Annotated in this window: 14 protein-coding genes; 6 read left to right on the forward strand and 8 right to left on the reverse strand. The window is 64.8% G+C overall.

Annotated elements, in window-relative coordinates; all coding sequences use genetic code 11:
• Positions 1 to 76: 76 nt before the first annotated feature.
• The 5 genes from BUA05_RS11670 to BUA05_RS11690 form a co-directional block, all read right to left on the reverse strand.
• The gene (locus BUA05_RS11670; RefSeq protein ID WP_072675194.1) at positions 77 to 616 is read right to left on the reverse strand and encodes an endonuclease domain-containing protein; all 540 of its coding nucleotides are present in this window, start codon (positions 614 to 616) and stop codon (positions 77 to 79) included.
• Between the two features lie 118 nt (positions 617 to 734).
• Positions 735 to 2,231, reverse strand: coding sequence for a Fe-S cluster assembly protein SufB (gene sufB / locus BUA05_RS11675; RefSeq protein WP_072675195.1), 1,497 nt, complete (start codon positions 2,229 to 2,231; stop codon positions 735 to 737).
• Positions 2,228 to 2,668, reverse strand: coding sequence for an SUF system Fe-S cluster assembly regulator (locus BUA05_RS11680; protein WP_072675196.1), 441 nt, complete (start codon positions 2,666 to 2,668; stop codon positions 2,228 to 2,230). Before BUA05_RS11680 ends, sufB begins: the two co-directional genes overlap by 4 nt.
• Before the next feature lie 99 nt (positions 2,669 to 2,767).
• Positions 2,768 to 4,588, reverse strand: coding sequence for a DUF885 domain-containing protein (locus BUA05_RS11685; protein ID WP_072675197.1), 1,821 nt, complete (start codon positions 4,586 to 4,588; stop codon positions 2,768 to 2,770).
• A gap of 94 nt (positions 4,589 to 4,682) precedes the next feature.
• Entirely contained in the window at positions 4,683 to 5,609 is a 927-nt protein-coding gene (locus BUA05_RS11690; protein WP_178139181.1) for a helix-turn-helix domain-containing protein, read from the reverse strand.
• 352 nt (positions 5,610 to 5,961) lie between these two features.
• Between BUA05_RS11690 and BUA05_RS11695 the strand changes: the two genes are divergently transcribed.
• From BUA05_RS11695 to BUA05_RS11710, 4 genes are all read left to right on the forward strand, one after another.
• Positions 5,962 to 7,029 carry a quinone-dependent dihydroorotate dehydrogenase gene (locus BUA05_RS11695; protein ID WP_072675199.1) on the forward strand — a complete coding sequence of 356 codons (1,068 nt, stop codon included), beginning with the start codon at positions 5,962 to 5,964 and terminating at the stop codon, positions 7,027 to 7,029.
• 11 nt (positions 7,030 to 7,040) lie between these two features.
• A complete protein-coding gene (gene ggt, locus BUA05_RS11700; RefSeq protein ID WP_072675200.1) occupies positions 7,041 to 8,771 on the forward strand; it encodes a gamma-glutamyltransferase in 1,731 nt (576 codons plus the stop codon).
• 163 nt (positions 8,772 to 8,934) lie between these two features.
• Complete coding sequence (locus BUA05_RS11705) at positions 8,935 to 10,758, forward strand: AMP-dependent synthetase/ligase (RefSeq protein WP_072675276.1); 1,824 nt, start codon at positions 8,935 to 8,937, stop codon at positions 10,756 to 10,758.
• 123 nt (positions 10,759 to 10,881) lie between these two features.
• Positions 10,882 to 12,414 carry a hypothetical protein gene (locus BUA05_RS11710; protein ID WP_245790183.1) on the forward strand — a complete coding sequence of 511 codons (1,533 nt, stop codon included), beginning with the start codon at positions 10,882 to 10,884 and terminating at the stop codon, positions 12,412 to 12,414.
• 55 nt (positions 12,415 to 12,469) lie between these two features.
• Here the strand turns inward: BUA05_RS11710 and BUA05_RS11715 are convergent, their stop codons facing one another.
• The 3 genes from BUA05_RS11715 to BUA05_RS11725 form a co-directional block, all read right to left on the reverse strand.
• Positions 12,470 to 12,982: a hypothetical protein gene (locus BUA05_RS11715; protein WP_072675201.1), complete on the reverse strand. Its 513-nt coding sequence runs from the start codon at positions 12,980 to 12,982 to the stop codon at positions 12,470 to 12,472.
• 206 nt (positions 12,983 to 13,188) lie between these two features.
• On the reverse strand, positions 13,189 to 14,184 hold the full coding sequence (gene thiS / locus BUA05_RS11720; protein WP_072675202.1) for a sulfur carrier protein ThiS: 996 nt from the start codon (positions 14,182 to 14,184) through the stop codon (positions 13,189 to 13,191).
• Between the two features lie 56 nt (positions 14,185 to 14,240).
• The gene (locus BUA05_RS11725) at positions 14,241 to 14,630 is read right to left on the reverse strand and encodes a MerC domain-containing protein (protein WP_072675278.1); all 390 of its coding nucleotides are present in this window, start codon (positions 14,628 to 14,630) and stop codon (positions 14,241 to 14,243) included.
• Positions 14,631 to 14,762: 132 nt separating this feature from the next.
• On the opposite strand from BUA05_RS11725, the gene BUA05_RS11730 reads away from it, so the two are divergent.
• Both BUA05_RS11730 and cutA read left to right on the forward strand, forming a co-directional pair.
• On the forward strand, positions 14,763 to 15,842 hold the full coding sequence (locus tag BUA05_RS11730; protein ID WP_072675279.1) for a COX15/CtaA family protein: 1,080 nt from the start codon (positions 14,763 to 14,765) through the stop codon (positions 15,840 to 15,842).
• A complete protein-coding gene (gene cutA, locus BUA05_RS11735) occupies positions 15,842 to 16,177 on the forward strand; it encodes a divalent-cation tolerance protein CutA (RefSeq protein ID WP_072675203.1) in 336 nt (111 codons plus the stop codon). The genes BUA05_RS11730 and cutA overlap by 1 nt, the downstream gene beginning before the upstream one ends.
• Positions 16,178 to 16,320: the final 143 nt, after the last annotated feature.

Below are 16,320 nucleotides of genomic sequence, written 5' to 3' on the forward strand. Positions count from 1 at the left end.
CCCGCTGCCTTTTTCGGCGCGGGAGGGAAGAAAGCGGGGTCCCGGGTCAAGCCCGGGAAAACGGAAGCGGCGCAGTTCATGCCTTGCGTTCCCCACGTGGCTTGGCGCCGGTCTTGGGGCGGTCGTAGCTCTGGTTCGGGTTGGCCGCCTTGTGCGCGCGGGCGGCGGCTTTGCGTTCGGCGAGGCGTTCGCGCATCACCAAAGTAAGGCGCTGGAGCACGGCGTCGATATCCTCGAGAATGTCCTTGGCCGCGATCCGCATCACCCGGATGCCGACGCTTTCGAGGCTCTTGTCGCGCCGCTTGGCGAGGGTGTCGTTCTGCCCCTCCTCGTCAATCGCCAGCGCGAGGCCGAGGTTGTGGCAGTTGAAATCGACAATCGCGCTGCCGACCACGGCGAAGCGCTTAAAGGTGTAGCGGCCGAGATCGGCGCCAGCGAACTTCTCGGCCAGCGCCTTGTGCGCCTCGGTCGAATGCCGCCGCATCTCACGCGCCTGTTCGTGCAGCGCGTCGAGCCGCTTGTCCGAAATCTCCCACCCGCGGCCCTTCTTCTTGAGCGCGGGGGCTTCGGCGGTGGCAGCCTCGGGGTTGAGGGCGAGGGTTTTACGGGTGGTCATTTGGTTGCTTTACTCTCGTCATCCCGGTGCAGGCCGGGACCCAGTGACGCCGGGCACTGCACGTTGCCGCTCTGGGCCCCGGCCTGCGCCGGGGTGACGGTTGTGGTGGGGGCGGCGGTCATCCAACCGAACCTTCCAGCGAAATCGCCAGCAGCTTCTGCGCTTCGACCGCGAATTCCATCGGCAGCTCTTTCAGCACGTCCTTGGCAAAGCCGTTGACGATCAGCGCCACGGCTTCCTCTTCGCCAAGCCCGCGCTGCATTGCGTAGAACAGCTGTTCGTCGCTGATCTTGGAGGTGGTCGCCTCGTGCTCGATTTGCGCGGTGGGGTTCTTCACCTCGATATAGGGCACGGTGTGCGCGCCGCATTGATCGCCGAGCAGCAGGCTGTCGCACTGCGTGAAGTTGCGCACACCGCTGGCCGTCGGCCCGACGCGGACGAGGCCGCGATAGGTGTTCGACGATTTGCCCGCCGAAATGCCCTTGGAGATGATCGTCGAACGGCTGTTCTTGCCGTTGTGGATCATCTTGGTGCCGGTGTCGGCCTGCTGGTAATTGTTGGTGACCGCGACCGAGTAGAACTCGCCCACGCTATCCTCGCCGTTGAGGACGCACGAAGGATATTTCCACGTCACCGCCGAGCCGGTTTCGACCTGCGTCCACGAGACCTTGGAACGGTCACCCTGGCACAGCGCGCGCTTGGTGACGAAGTTATAGATCCCGCCCTTGCCTTCGGCGTTGCCGGGATACCAGTTCTGCACCGTGGAATACTTGATCTCGGCATCATCCATCGCGACCAGTTCGACCACCGCGGCGTGGAGCTGGTTTTCATCGCGCATCGGGGCGGTGCAGCCTTCGAGGTAGCTGACGTAAGCGCCCTTTTCGGCGATGATCAGGGTGCGTTCGAACTGGCCGGTGTTTTCGGCATTGATGCGGAAATAGGTACTGAGTTCCATCGGGCAGCGCACGCCTTCGGGGACGTAGACGAAGGTGCCGTCGGAGAAGACCGCGCAGTTCAGCGCCGCAAAGTAATTGTCGCGCACCGGCACGACTTTGCCGAGCCATTTGCGAACGAGATCGGGATATTCGCGGATCGCTTCGGAGATCGAGAGGAAGATCACGCCCGCGCGCAGCAGTTCCTCGCGGAAGCTGGTGGCGACGCTGACCGAATCGAACACGGCGTCCACCGCGACCTTCTTCGCGCCCTTCACCCCGGCCAGCACTTCCTGCTCGCCCAAGGGGATGCCAAGCTTGTCGTAGATCCGCTTGATCTCGGGATCGAGGTCGTCGAGCGAATCGAGTTCGATCTTCTTCTTGGGCGCGGCGTAGTAATAGGCGTCCTGATAGTCGATCTTGGGATAGCCGACCTTGGCCCAGTCGGGCTCCTCCATGGTCTGCCACAGGCGGAAGGCCTTCAATCGCCATTCGAGCATCCATTCGGGCTCGTTCTTCTTCGCTGAAATGAACCGCACCGTGTCTTCAGTCAGGCCTTTTTCGGCGAATTCGGTTTCGATGTCCGAAGACCAGCCGTGCTCATAATCGGCGACTTTCGCCGCAGCTTCGCGCGCCTCAACATCTGTTTCAGGGGTTTCCGGGCGGGTTTGCAGATCGGTCATGCCTGAATTTCCTCGATAAGGGGGAGCGGACGCGCCGCTGGCGGATTGCGCAACTGGGCCAGGGAAATCCCCGCCAGCGCGCCGCGCAGCGCGACATTGATGATCGGCCAATGCGCGCGCATGTTGCACCCGGCCTCGAAATCGCAGGCGACGTGATCGACGCAGGCGGTGAGCGCGATGGGCCCTTCGATCGCCTCGACAATATCGGCGACCGTGATCGCTGCCGCCGGGCGGCCCAATTGCAACCCGCCATGCGCGCCGCGAACGGAACGCAGCAGGCCCGCGCCCGTCAGCTTCGACACCAGCTTCTGCACGGTCGGCACCGGAAGGCCCGTTTCCGCCGCCAGTTCCGCTGCACTCACCCGCCCATCACCGCAGTGGGTGGCGGCCTGGCACATTGTGATGACGGCATAATCGGCAAGGTTGGACAGGCGCATTGCGAGCGGTTCTCAATTCGGACGGAATCAGTCTGATTTCCAATTAGGACCGATCCGCTCGGATTACAACCGCAAAGGCGCGCCGCGCGCCCCGCACGTTCAGGACGTGCGGGCCTCTGCGACCCACTGCTCGACATTCTCCTCGAGAATCGACAGCGGCACCGGCCCACTGGTGAGAATGACATGGTGGAAATCGCGGATGTCGAATCCGTCGCCCAGCTCGGCGCGCGCGCGTTCACGCAGCTCCATGATCTTCAGCTTGCCGATCATGTAAGCGGTCGCCTGCCCCGGATAGACGATGTAGCGTTCAATCGCCTTTTCGATATCGCCGAGCGGGTTGGGGGTATTTTCCGCGAGCCACGCGATCGCTTCCTCACGGCTCCAGCGCTTGTCGTGGATGCCGGTGTCGACCACCAGCCGCCCTGCGCGCCACAGCTCCATGCCGAGCCGCCCGAAATCCGAAAAAGGATCGGTGTAGAAGCCCATGTCCTTGCCCAGCTCCTCGCTATAGAGGCCCCAGCCTTCGGAATAGGCGGTCACCCCGCCGAACCGGCGGAACGCGGGCAGATCGCCTAGCCCGGTCTGGATCGAGCGTTGCAGGTGATGCCCCGGCAGGCCTTCGTGATAGGCCAGCGCCTCCAGCTCGTTCCGGCTCATGTCCCTGAGGTTGTAGAGGTTGACGTAATAGGTGCCCGGGCGCGAGCCATCAGGGGCAGGACTCTGGTAAAAGGCCTTGCCCGCGCTCTTCTCACGGAACGCCTCGACTGGCTTGATCACCAGCGGATCCTTGGGCAACGTGGTGAAGAATTCGGGCAGCCTTTCGGTCATTGCCGCAAGATGCGCCTCGGCCTCGGCGAGGTAATCCTCGCGGGTGGTGTGGAAGAAGCGCGGATCGTCGCGGGTGTAGGCGAAGAAGTCCTGAAGGGTGCCTTCAAATCCGACCTTGGCCATGATCGCGCGCATTTCGCCGTGGATGCGATCGGTTTCGCTAAGGCCGATGGCGTGGATCTCGTCAGCAGTCAGATCGGTGGTGGTGTAATTGGCGAGCAGCGCGCCGTAATAGGCGGCCCCTTCGGGCAGGCGCCACACGCCGTCGTCGGTCGGGGCGACCTGCTGCTGGCGCTCCATTTCGGCGAGCAGGCGCTGGTAGGCGGGGACGACCTTGTCCCACCACTCATCGCGCGCGCCGCCATTGATGCCCGCCTTTGTATCGGCTGCAAGATCGAGCCTTTCGACCTTGCTCGCAAGATCGGCCAGAACTGCATTGCCATCACCCGCATCGAGCAGGTTGCGGATATCCGAGATCACATAGGGATAGACCCAGCGGGGCGGCATCGCGCCCTTTTCCGCCCGCTCACGCGACTGCGCTGTCAAGGCGTCGAGCACCGGCCCCATCCCTGCGATCCGTTCGACATAGGCGAGCGCATCGCCTTCGCTGCTGACCCGGTGGATATTGATCAGGAAGGCGGGCATTCGGCTCTGCGCGCCGTTCATCTGGTCGAAGATGTAGCCGTAATCGCGAAAACGGCGCAGGCTTTCGCGGCGCGCAGCCAGCGCTTCGAACAGGCGGTAGGACAGCGCCTGCTGCGGCGCCAGCTCCGCCGGGTCGAAGCGCGCCTGCATTGTCGCCAGCGTCTGCTGCAGCAGCGCATATTCGCGATCCGCCGCCGCGTCGGAACGATCGTCCCACTTGCCGTAATCCGCATCGCGGATGCCGCGATAGGCCTTGCCCTGGGGCGACATTGCAAGGCTCGCAGCGTCATAGGCAGCGAAGAGTTCATCGATTCCGGCTTCGGCGGGCAGTTCAGCCAGCGCGGCGACCGGATCGGCCTGCACTTCCTGTGCGGCGAGCGGCGCGGGGAGCGCCGCACACAGCGCCAAGGCAGAAACAGGGGCGGCCAGAAGGCGGATAAGTGTCATGAGTGTTCCTTGATATCGACGCGGATGCGACACGCGTTCGGGCCGGTCTAGCCGCGCCCGGCCCACTCTGACAACCGCCGTGTCGGTGTGCTGTTCAGTTGCGCAGTTCGCGCAGGTTCCGCGAATCGATCAGTTCGGCAAGATAGGGGGTCGCGGTATCGCTGAGCCGCGCCGGACTGCGCCCGACGAAATGGGTGATCTCGCGGATCATGTGTGACTGATCGAAGAACGCCTCGGCAATTGCGGCCTCGTCTTCGGGTGCGAGGTGCGGGCCGGACAGCAGCGCGGCGGCCCGCAAGGCGCGATATTTGCGCGCCAGCGCCCGCGGGGGCAGGCCGAAATAACGCTCAACCAGCCGCTGCACCTGCCGCGCGGAATAGCCCGCGACCCCGGCCAGATCGCCGATGTCCGGGTTGAAGGATGCCCCGAGCCAGCCACCCACCGCGATGATCAGGTCGAGGTGCCGCGGGTTTACCGGCCGCAGGTTGTGGCCAATGAAATCCCCGACCGCCCCGGCACAGGCCGGGCCGCTCATGGCACCGTTGCGATAGGCCCCCAGCAGCGATTCCCCAAGCGCGCCGAATTCTGCGCCCAGCACTGATGCCGCGGGCAGCAACCGGTCGCGATGCTGGCCGGCATGCAGCCCGGTCAGCGCCGCCCAGCCGAGCGGAGTCAGCGCCGCGCCAAACGCATGGAATGGGCCATCGACCACGATCGGTGTCGCGCGCGACAGCGGGGTCAGCAGGCCGACCGGGTGATTGGGATCGCAATGGCCGTTGGCAAAGCGGATTTCCCCCGTGCCGTGCGGGAACAGGCAGATCTGGCCGATCGCCGCTGGCTGGATGTCGCGGATCACAGGCTCGTCGCAACGGAAATGGTACAGCGTGGTGACGAACGGCGCGATCGCCTCGGGCGGGTCGATGTAATCGATCGTGATCAGCGCTGAGGGGGTCAGCGCTGCATCATGTGGCGGGATCGGAACCTCGGCGGTGGCATCCATATCCGTCCATATACCCGACAAGCCGGTTGTTTCCTCACAAAAAAAGGGCGGCGCTCCACTGGGGAGCACCGCCCATCTGAGTTGAGGAACTCTTTGCATTGCTGCTCCGAGCCCTTCGGGTCGCGGGCCAGCCTATAAAGAGCGAATCGATTGCTGGATTGTATGCAAGCGACAAGCCGTATCCCCAGAACAGGGTAGGCGGCGGCCAGAGCGGTTGCCGATCCCATTGCATCGGATCAACAACTCCATATTTCTGAATTGCCGCGTTTTTCGGATCGCCGGGTGATTCCATCCGGCTTATGGGGCTTGCGCACAGCCCCCTTGCGCCACTTGCCCGCTCGACAGCGCCGCCTGCCTGCCATAGGCGCTTCCCATGCTGTTCCGCCTGCTCAAGCCCGCCTTGTTCGCGCTCGATTCCGAAACCGGTCACCGCCTCGCGATCCGGGGGTTGAAGGCCCTGCCGTTGCGCGGCCCGATGCCTGTGCCGCGCGCGCTGGCGACCGAGGTGGCGGGCCTTTCCTTCCCCAATCCGGTGGGCGTCGCCGCAGGCTTCGACAAGGATGCCGAGGTGCCCGACGCGCTGCTGGGGCTGGGCTTCGGCTTCACCGAGGTCGGCTCGATCACTCCGCTGCCGCAGGCCGGCAACCCGCGCCCGCGCCTGTTCCGGCTGGTCGAGGATCAGGCCGTGATCAACCGCATGGGGTTCAACAATGCCGGGGCCGAAGCGGCGCTCGAACGGCTGCGCGCGCGCGCCGACAGGCCGGGGCCAAAAGGAGGGATCGTCGGGGTCAATATCGGTGCCAACAAGGATTCGGATGATCGCATCGCCGACTATGCGGTGATGGCGCGAAAGATGGCTCCATATTCGAGCTATCTCTGCGTGAACGTGTCTTCGCCCAACACTCCGGGGCTGCGCGCCCTGCAGGATGAAGCCGCCCTTGGTGCCCTGATCGACGCCGTGATCGCCGCGCGCGACGAAGCGGTGTCAGAAGCAAAGGGCGAATCGCCGCCGCCGATCTTCCTCAAGGTCGCGCCCGATCTCGAACCGGCGGACATCGACGCCATCGCCCGGATCGCGCTCGACAAGCGGCTGGGCGCGCTGGTGGTTTCCAACACTACCATTTCGCGGCCCGCCTTGCGTTCTCACCATGCAGGCGAGACCGGCGGGCTATCGGGTGCGCCGCTGCGCGACCTTGCGCTGGAACGCCTGCGCGATTTCCGCAAGGCCACTGGCGGCGCGATCCCTCTGGTGGGCGTGGGCGGGATCGCCAGCGCCGAAGATGCGTGGGAACGCATCCGCGCAGGGGCAAGCCTCGTCCAGCTCTATTCGGCCATGGTCTATGAAGGCCCCGGCCTCGGCGCACGGATCGCGCGCGGGCTGGAGACGCTGATGCGGCGCGATGGCTTCACCAGCATTGCCGAAGCGGTGGGAAGCGAATAGCGAGGCTGGCGATGCGTTTTCTTGCCCCCCTGTTCGCCCCGCTGGCGCTCGCCCTTGCGGGCTGCGCCGCCACCCTTCCCCCCCAAACCGCAGCCTCCGCGCCGCTCGCAACCGCTACGGTCGCAAAGGGCGCGGTCAGCAGCGCCGATCCGCGCGCCACGGCGGCGGGTGAGGCGATTCTGGCACAGGGAGGCTCCGCCACCGACGCGGCGATCGCGGTGATGCTGGCGCTGACCGTGGTCGAACCGCAAAGTTCGGGGATAGGCGGCGGCGGGTTCATGGTGCGGGCCGATGGAGAGCGCGACGCACTTGTGACCATCGACGGGCGCGAAACCGCCCCTGCCGCCGCCACGCCGACTCGCTTCCTTGACGAACAGGGCAAGCTCCTGCCGCGCGAAACCCGCGTCTTCTCCGGCCTCAGCGTCGGGGTGCCGGGCAATATCGCGCTCGCGGCCAAGGCTCATGCGCAGTTCGGCAAGCTGCCCTGGGCCGATCTGTTCCAGCCCGCCATCGCGCTCGCCCGCGACGGGTTCACCATGAACCGGCGGCTGCACGAATCGCTTGCCGCCAACAAGGGCCGGGCCGACCGCGATGTCGAGGCGCGGCGGGTGCATTTCGGCTCCGATGGCGAGCCGCTGCCGATCGGCACGACCCTGCGCAATCCCGATCTGGCCGAAACTCTCGCCGATCTGGCCGCAGCCGGACCGCAGGCAATGTATGATCGCAACGCCGGCAGTCTCGCCCGCTGGGTCGCGCGCGAAACGCCGCAGGATGGCGCGATGACCGAAACCGACGTGCGCGCCTATATCGCAAAGGAACGTGCGCCGGTCTGCGCGCGCTACCGGGTGTACCGGGTGTGCGGCATGGGGCCGCCATCGTCCGGCGGGGTCGCGGTGGCGCAGATACTCGGCCAGCTTCAAGGCTTCGATCTGGCCGCGCTTGGCCCGGACAGCCCGCAATTCTGGCACCTGTTCGTCGAAAGCCAGCGCCTCGCCTATGCCGACCGCGAGCTTTATCTGGCCGATGCCGATTTCGTCGCCGTGCCGGTCGAAGGGCTGGTCGATCAAGCCTATATTGCCGGGCGTGCCGCGCTGATTGCGCCCGACAGCGCTCTGGCGAAAGCCGAAGCCGGCGTGCCGCCCGGTGCGCCGCTGGCCCGGGCTGTCGGTCAGCAGGAGCCGGAAAACGGCACCACCCACTTCTCCGTAGCCGATGCCATCGGCAATGCTGTCAGCTACACGTCCACCGTCGAAGGCGCGTTCGGATCGGGACTGTTCTTCGGCGGGTTCTACCTCAACAACGAACTCACCGATTTCACCCTGACCCCCGAGGAAGACGGAAAGCCGGTCGCCAACCGGGTCGAGGGCGGCAAGCGCCCGCGATCATCAATGGCGCCAACCATCGTCTATGATGCGACCGGCAAGGTGGTGCTGGTGATCGGTGCGGCGGGCGGGCCGACGATCCCGGTGCAGGTCGCCCGCGCGATCATCGGCGTGGTGGATTTCGGCATGAGCGCCGAGGCCGCGCTGGGAATGCCTTTCGTCATGGCGTTCGGTGAGACAGTGATTGTCGAGCCGGGCACGGCGCCCGATGGCCTCGAAGATGGTCTCAAGGCGCTCGGCCATGCCAACATCCGTCCCGCCGCCCCGCCTTTGAAGGCCAACGCCCTGCGGCGGTTGCCCGATGGCGGCTGGGAAGTGGCGGTCGATCCCCGGCTCAAGGGCAAGCTCGATTACGAGTGATGCTCCCGGCTTGCCGCTAGGGTGATGACGTTCTAATCTGCTTCGACACGGGGCCGCGCGAGAGCCCCGGCAACATGCTCGAAGGGATCAGGAGCCTTTGCCAGTGCATTCCCCCACCTTGCCGCATTCCGCCCGCACGGTCGTGAACCCTGCGGATCATCCGCTGCTGCAGGATATCGACGGCGCGCGGAACCTTGTCGAACTGTTCCTGAAGCGCGCCGACGAAAAGGGCGACGCGCCTTTCCTTGGACATAAGGCCGACGGCCAATGGGTGACGCAAAGCTGGCGCGAGACCGCCGATCAGGTCTGCCTGCTGGCCGAAGCCTTGCGCCGCATGGGTCTGGCTGATGGTGACAGGGTCGCGCTGATTGCCGAAAACCGCCCGGAATGGTGCATCGCCGATCTCGCGATCATGGCCGCCGGGTGCATTACCGTGCCGACCTACACCACCAACACCCGCCGCGATCATGCCCACATACTCGACAATTCGGGCGCGCGGGCGGTGTTCGTCTCGACCGAGAAACTGCTCGCGCCCGTGGTTGGCGCGATCGGGCAGACCGGGATGGTCGAACACGTGATCGGGATCGAAAACCTCAAGCGCCAGCAATCGGGCAGCTTCGAATATCACGATTGGGCTGCGCTGATCACCGGCGATGCCGCCGCCGCGCGGACCGCGGTCGATGCGCGTATAGCCCGCATCGAACGGTCGGAAACCGCGTGCCTGATCTACACCAGCGGCACCGGCGGCGCGCCGCGCGGCGTGATGCAGCACCATGGTGCGATTCTGTGCAATATCGCGGGCGCAGCCGAAGTGCTGATCGAGGATTTCGGCATCCGGGACGAGCGCTTCCTGTCGTTCCTGCCGCTCTCCCACGCCTATGAACATTCCGGCGGGCAATATCTGCCGATCGGGGTGGGTGCGGAAATATTCTATTCCGAGGGGCTGGAAAAGCTTGCCTCCAACATCGAGGAAACCCGCCCCACCATCATGGTGGTGGTGCCGCGCCTGTTCGAAGTGCTGCGCACCCGCATCATGAAACAGATCGAAAAGCAGGGCAAAGTCGCCAATTTCATGATGGATAGCGCGCTCAGGATTTCCGAGCACACCAGCGATGGCAAGAAACGCCTGCGCGACAAGCCGCTCGATTTCCTCGTCGAAAAGACCCTGCGCCCCAAGATCCGCGACAAGTTCGGCGGGCGGATCAAGGCGATGGTTTCGGGCGGCGCGCCGCTCAATCCCGAAGTCGGCAATTTCTTCGACGCGATGGGGCTGACCATGCTTCAGGGTTATGGCCAGACCGAAGCCGGGCCGGTGATCAGCTGCAACCGCCCCAAGGTTGGCCTGAGGATGGACACCGTCGGCCCGCCGCTGCGCGGGGTCGAGGTGAAAATCGCGGATGATGGCGAGATTCTGGTGCGCGGCGAACTGGTGATGCACGGCTATTGGCGCAACGATGCCGAAACCGCGCGCACGCTGCAGGCCGATCCGGCTGAACCGGCGGGCAAGCCGTGGCTCCACACCGGCGATATCGGGCATCTGGATCACAAGGGCCGGATCGTCATCACCGATCGCAAGAAGGACATGATCGTCAACGACAAGGGCGACAATATCGCCCCCCAGAAGGTCGAAGGCATGCTGACGCTGCAGCCCGAAATCGCGCAGGCGATGGTGAGCGGGGACAAGCGGCCCTATGTCGTCGGCCTGATCGTGCCCGATGCCGAATGGGCGCTGGAATGGGCGCGTGCCAATGGCGAGAAATTCGATCTGGCCGCCTTGCAGGAACTGCCTGCCTTCAAGAACGCGGTGCGCGCGGCGGTCGACCGCACCAATGCCGATCTGTCGGTGATCGAAAAGGTGCGCCAGTTCGCCTTCGCGGACGAGGCGTTCAGCATCGAGAACGAGGAAATGACGCCCTCGATGAAGATCCGCCGCCACAAGATCCGCGAACGGTATCAGGGGCAAATCGACGGGCTGTATCGGGGCTGACCGGCAAAGTTGTCCACAGGGACGCGCGCCAGCGCGCTATTCATTCCTGATCGGATGCGTGACGGAGCTCCGCTAGGCCAACCCGGCTCGTCGAGTTGCAGCGGTCTTTATGGGGGAATTTCTTTGAATATTGATTTTTTGGCGCGAAATGCGCTGCTTGCGGGCGTTGCATGTGCAGCTTTCGCAACACCGGCGGCTGCCCAGGATGCAGCACTGCTTCAGCGGCTGGAGGCACTTGAACGCAAATTCGAGGCGCTGGAAGATGAAAACCGTACGCTTAAGGAAGAACTGGTCGATCTGCGTGAAACGGCTGCTGCGGAACCGGCACCTACTGCTCAGGCTTCGTCACACCAGACCGCAGCCGCCGATGCCGCATCGGCGGGCTCGGGACGGGCATTCCGCGACACGATCGGAATCAGCCCGACCTACGCCTTCCGCGTGCTCGACCAGGCGGTGGACGTCAATTCGAAGCCCCTCGTACAGCTCGAAGCGCTGCAAAATGGGGAGCTGAGTGGCCGCGCGACCCTTTCGGGTCAGGTTACGGCAATCGCCAACTTCCAGTGGTCGAACCGCGACAGCAAGTTCGGCTACCTGATGCGCAATCCGACCAGCGCCAACCAGATCGGCGATGTTGTCTCGGAAGCCCTGCTGCACAGCGCCAATCTGGCCGTGACCGCGCGAGTGACCAACGATCTCACAGCCTATGCGGAGCTGCTCTATGATCCGCAGCAAAATTTCGCGGCCGGAACCATCACCGGGCTGGCGAGGAACAATATCTCGCTGCGTCGCGGCTGGCTGATGTGGGGCAACCTCGACAAATCGCCGGTCTACGCGCTGGTGGGCAAGATGGACGTGCCGTTCGGCCTCAACGATACCGTCAACCCCTTCACCAACTCGACCAATTGGCACGCATTCTCGCCGCTGGCATATGGTGCGCAGCTCGGCTTCCATCAGGGCGGCCTCGATGTCCGCGCGATGGCGGTGCAGGGCGGCGCCCAGTTCCGTTCGGCCAACGCACCTGTCGAAGGCACCAACGTGCCTTCGCGGCTGAACAACTTCGCCGTGGATGCGCGCTACACGATTCCGTTCGGCGATATCGGCGACGGACTGATGGTTGGGGGCAGCTACCAGCACGCGACCAGCTATTGCCAGGGTTATCCCGTCTTCCACTTCAACCCGTGCCAGGACAATAACCCGGGTATAGCGGCCTACGGGCGCCTCGATCTGGGTCCGATCCAGATGATCGGCGAATATGCGCAGACGACCAAGGCATGGCCCGGATCGAATGTGCCGATCCCTACCAATCCACTGAACATCTTCCCGGCTGTGAAGGCCAAGGCCTTCACGGTCGGAGGTCGCTATTCCTTCGGCTCCGAAATGGCTGTGCAGCAGGAACGCGCCTTCGCAATTTCGGGTGAATTCTCGAAATTCATCGCCGGAGCCGAGGATTCGCCGTGGGAGCGCCAGAACCAGGCGGTCGCAGGCTTCTCCTGGTTCCCGGCGACCAATTTCAACCTCTTCGCCGAATTCATCCATGTCGACGGGTTCGCGCCCCTCAACTTCCTATCCGGCGGCAACTTCCCTGACGGGAGCACGTGGTCTGATCGCGATGCAACGACCAACGTCATTCTGATCGGCGGCACCGCCGCCTTTTGACGAATGAAAGGGCGGCCTGGGTTTTCGGGCTCAGGCCGCCGCCTTCGGACCGTGCCTACGCCGCCTCGAAATCGTCGACATATTCGGGGTAGAATCCCGGCTCGCGCTCGGACCAGCCGGGTGCGGTGGCGGCGGCTTCGCTCAAGGACTGCAACAGCACCTTGCGACGTTCCGGACGGATTGCGGGGAGCGCGCTGGCGGCGCAGAAGGCGGCAGGCAGATAGGGCCGCACGCGCGCGCCGAGCAGGCGTTCATACAGAAACCGGAAGGCCGAAAAGCTTGCCAGCCGTTCCTGTTCGAGATCAAAGGCGGCGATCCGCACCAGCTTGCCGAGAAAGCGTTCGACCTCGTTGGCGGTGCCCTCCATCGGGATCAGGCCGCGCAGGGCCTTCAGGTCCTGATAGGCGACATATTGGCGGCGGATTGCGGTATTTTCCGCCTCGCTGCGGCCCCAGCGGCGGAAGGCATCGGTGCGGGCGAGGCCGATATCGAGGCTGCGCTTGATATAACGCTGCTCAGCGGGTGCGAACCCGGCAAATTCGCGCATCTCGGCAATCGGCATCATCATTGCGGTGTCTCCTTCGGACAAGGAGAACTGTCGCAGAGCGTGGTTAATTAAGGGTTAGGTAGGAGAAGGGGGGGAGTCTTTGTGTCCGCAGCCCATCCGGGCTGCGAAATCCTCGCTCATGCGACCTGAAGGTCGCGTCGCTGCGGGCGCGCGGTCGCGCTTGCGGCTGCTGCGCAGCCGTTTCAGCGCGACACGCTGGTGCCTTTTTAAATCAATCCCGCCAACGGACTGCTGGGATCGGCATACATCCGCCGTGCCATGCGGCCCGCGAGATAGGCTTCGCGCCCGGCCTCGACCGCGAGTTTCATCGCGCCGGCCATGCGGATCGGATCTTTGGCTTCGGCGATGGCAGTGTTCATCAGAATGCCGTCGCAGCCCAGTTCCATGCCGACCGCCGCGTCGGACGCGGTGCCAACGCCTGCATCGACCAGCACCGGCACCTTCGCACCTTCGACAATCAAGCGGATCATCACCCGGTTCTGGATGCCGAGGCCGGAACCGATCGGCGCGCCCAGCGGCATGATCGCCACCGCGCCTGCATCTTCCAGCTGCTTGGCCGCAATCGGATCATCGGCGCAGTAGACCATCGGCAGGAAGCCTTCCTTGGCCAGCACTTCGGTCGCCTTCAGCGTTTCGCGCATGTCGGGATAGAGCGTGCGCGCTTCGCCCAGCACTTCCAGCTTGACCAGATCCCAGCCCCCCGCCTCACGCGCCAGCCGCAGCGTGCGCACGGCGTCCTCACCGGTAAAGCACCCGGCGGTGTTGGGCAGGTATGTGATCTTTTTGGGGTCGATGAAGTCGGTCAGCATCGGGGCCTTGGGATCGCTGACATTCACGCGCCGCACCGCGACAGTGACGATTTCCGCGCCCGAAGCCGCAACCGCAGCGGCGTTCTGTTCGAAGCTTTTATACTTGCCCGTGCCGACGATCAGCCGCGAGGTGAAGGTGCGCCCGGCGACGGTCCAGGTGTCCGCCGCATGATCGCTCCCATGGTCTCCACCGCCGACAAAATGCACGATTTCCAGTTTGTCGCCATCGGCCAGTGGCACCTCGCCCAGCGTCGAACGGGGCACGATCTCGCCATTGCGTTCCACCGCGACTTTCTCTGGCACGAGGTCGAGTTCGCGCACCAGATCGGCGATGGTGGCAGCATTGGTGCGGCGGGAATCGCCGTTCAGCGTGATGGTTTTGGGGCTGGTCATGGCGCGAGACATAAGCGCTCAGGGCCTCGGTGCAACCACCAGTTTGACGCGTGTGCTCAGCGCGCAGCGCGCAGGTTGAGCACGTGCGCAACCGAAACCAGCGTCACACCCACCAGCGTCAGCAGCAATTCGTTGGTGCCGTGCGGCACTATCAGCGCCGATGCCATGAAGCCCAGCCCGGCCAGCGCCACGGCAAAGGGCAGCGCGCGGCGATGCCGCCACAGCCCCCAGCCAATTGCCACCGCCGCCACCACCAGCGCCAGAGCGAGGCCGATTCGGTGGATGTTTTCTTCCAGCAGGAAATGCCCGCCAAGCCCCAGAGTCGAAACCACCACCAGCGTTGCAATGCAGTGCAATGCGCATAGTCCGGCCAATCCGATCCCGACATGGTCGAGCCGGCGGCGCAGCGATATCCGACTCGCGGCAGGGATAGGACGGCTCGACATAACGGGGCCCAGATATGTGATGTTGTCACATTCTGCAAGGCTCATGCACGGCGATGATTGCGCCGCTCGCATGCAAGCTTGCGTCGAAGGGGCTTGCACTGGCGCGCGGTCCGACACATGTGGAGCGCCGTCATGGCGACCTCTGCCTCCGTATCGAACCTGTTCGTGCCGCAAGCGCGTGGCCGCGTGCGTCCGCTCGCACTGGCGCGATGGCTGGAGCTGACCGCCGCGATGGTGGTGATGATCGTGCTGGTCGGCGGGATCACGCGGCTGACCGAAAGCGGGCTGTCGATCACCGAATGGAACGTCGTCAGCGGGATTCTCCCGCCGCTGAGCGAAGCCGCCTGGCAGGCCGAATTCGCCAAGTATCAAGACACCCCCGAATACCGGCTCGAAGCGGCGCTGGGCGGCATGACGCTGGCAGATTTCAAATTCATCTTCTTCTGGGAGTGGGTCCACCGGCTGATCGCGCGCACGGTCGGCCTTGCCTATGCCCTGCCGCTGGCCTGGTTCTGGCTGCGCGGGGCGATACCGGCGGGCTACAAGGGGCGACTGCTTGGCCTGCTGGCGCTTGGCGGGCTGCAAGGCCTGTTCGGGTGGCTGATGGTGCAATCGGGGCTGGTCGGGGACATGACCGATGTCAGCCATTTCCGCCTGTCGCTCCACCTGCTGACCGCGCTGGCGCTGCTCGCAGGGCTGGTGTGGACGGCGCGCGACATGCGGCTGGTTGCGCGCGATCCTGGGGCCCGGCCTGCGCCGCTCACCCTGGGCGCAGCGCTGGTAGCAGGCGTGCTGTTCGTCCAGCTGCTGCTTGGCGCGTGGGTGGCAGGGCTGAATGCGGGCCATGCTGCCTATGACTGGCCGCTGATGAACGGGCGGCTGGTGCCGTCTGTGGACTGGTCAGGCGGCGTGCTGTGGACGCTCACCCATGATCCGTTCCTGCTGCAATTCCTGCACCGCTGGTGGGCGTGGGTGGCCGTTGCGGCGCTGGTGTGGCTGGCGCGGCGGGTGCGCAAGACCGATCGGTTCGCGTCGGTGGCGGTCCACACCGCGTTTGGAATCATGGTGCTGCTCGGCATTGCGACGGTGATGAGCGAAGTCTCGCTGTGGATCGCCGCCGCGCATCAGCTGGTCGGCGCGCTGACGGTGGCGGCGACCGTGCGGGCCATGCACAGCGACGGGATCGCGCGGCGGGGCGCAAGGGCGGCCTGATGCCCGGCAAAAGGGACAGCGCGGCGCTGGTGTGGTGCCCCTTCCCCGATCGCGAAACCGCCCGCGCCATCGCCGGACACCTGCTTGATGAAGGCCTGATTGCCTGCGCCAACATCATCGGGGAGGTGGAATCGGTGTTCCTGTGGCAGGGCGAACGCGACAGCGCGGCCGAGGCCGCCGTGCTGTTCAAGACCACGGCGGCGCGGCTCGATCCCCTGATCGCGCGGCTGGGGACGCTGCATCCGTATGATACCCCCGCGATTATCGGCTGGCGCTGCGATGCCGCCCACCCGGCGACACTGGCATGGCTCGCCCTTACGGGGCCGAAAACCTGACGGGATTTCGCAGCGCAACGCCTTACGGTATTATTTTACCTCTCGCGTGACCCCCGGTTTTGCTTGACTTTCACGGGGTGAAGCGACATTTGCGCCGCCACTTGCCCACCAGCCAGTTAGCCGGATGGGCGATTCTCCGGACA

Origin of the sequence: Erythrobacter sanguineus, from assembly GCF_900143235.1 — a bacterium.
GTDB lineage: Bacteria > Pseudomonadota > Alphaproteobacteria > Sphingomonadales > Sphingomonadaceae > Erythrobacter > Erythrobacter sanguineus.

What these genes read in the sequence shown, in the direction of transcription:
- thiS (WP_072675202.1), bottom strand. Translation starts at nt 14,184, where the DNA reads ATGACCAGCCCCAAAACCATCACGCTGAACGGCGATTCCCGCCGCACC.
- BUA05_RS11715 (WP_072675201.1), bottom strand. Translation starts at nt 12,982, where the DNA reads ATGATGATGCCGATTGCCGAGATGCGCGAATTTGCCGGGTTCGCACCC.
- BUA05_RS11685 (WP_072675197.1), bottom strand. Translation starts at nt 4,588, where the DNA reads ATGACACTTATCCGCCTTCTGGCCGCCCCTGTTTCTGCCTTGGCGCTG.
- sufB (WP_072675195.1), bottom strand. Translation starts at nt 2,231, where the DNA reads ATGACCGATCTGCAAACCCGCCCGGAAACCCCTGAAACAGATGTTGAG.
- BUA05_RS11680 (WP_072675196.1), bottom strand. Translation starts at nt 2,668, where the DNA reads ATGCGCCTGTCCAACCTTGCCGATTATGCCGTCATCACAATGTGCCAG.
- cutA (WP_072675203.1), top strand. Translation starts at nt 15,842, where the DNA reads ATGCCCGGCAAAAGGGACAGCGCGGCGCTGGTGTGGTGCCCCTTCCCC.
- BUA05_RS11725 (WP_072675278.1), bottom strand. Translation starts at nt 14,630, where the DNA reads ATGTCGAGCCGTCCTATCCCTGCCGCGAGTCGGATATCGCTGCGCCGC.
- BUA05_RS11730 (WP_072675279.1), top strand. Translation starts at nt 14,763, where the DNA reads ATGGCGACCTCTGCCTCCGTATCGAACCTGTTCGTGCCGCAAGCGCGT.
- BUA05_RS11695 (WP_072675199.1), top strand. Translation starts at nt 5,962, where the DNA reads ATGCTGTTCCGCCTGCTCAAGCCCGCCTTGTTCGCGCTCGATTCCGAA.
- ggt (WP_072675200.1), top strand. Translation starts at nt 7,041, where the DNA reads ATGCGTTTTCTTGCCCCCCTGTTCGCCCCGCTGGCGCTCGCCCTTGCG.
- BUA05_RS11670 (WP_072675194.1), bottom strand. Translation starts at nt 616, where the DNA reads ATGACCACCCGTAAAACCCTCGCCCTCAACCCCGAGGCTGCCACCGCC.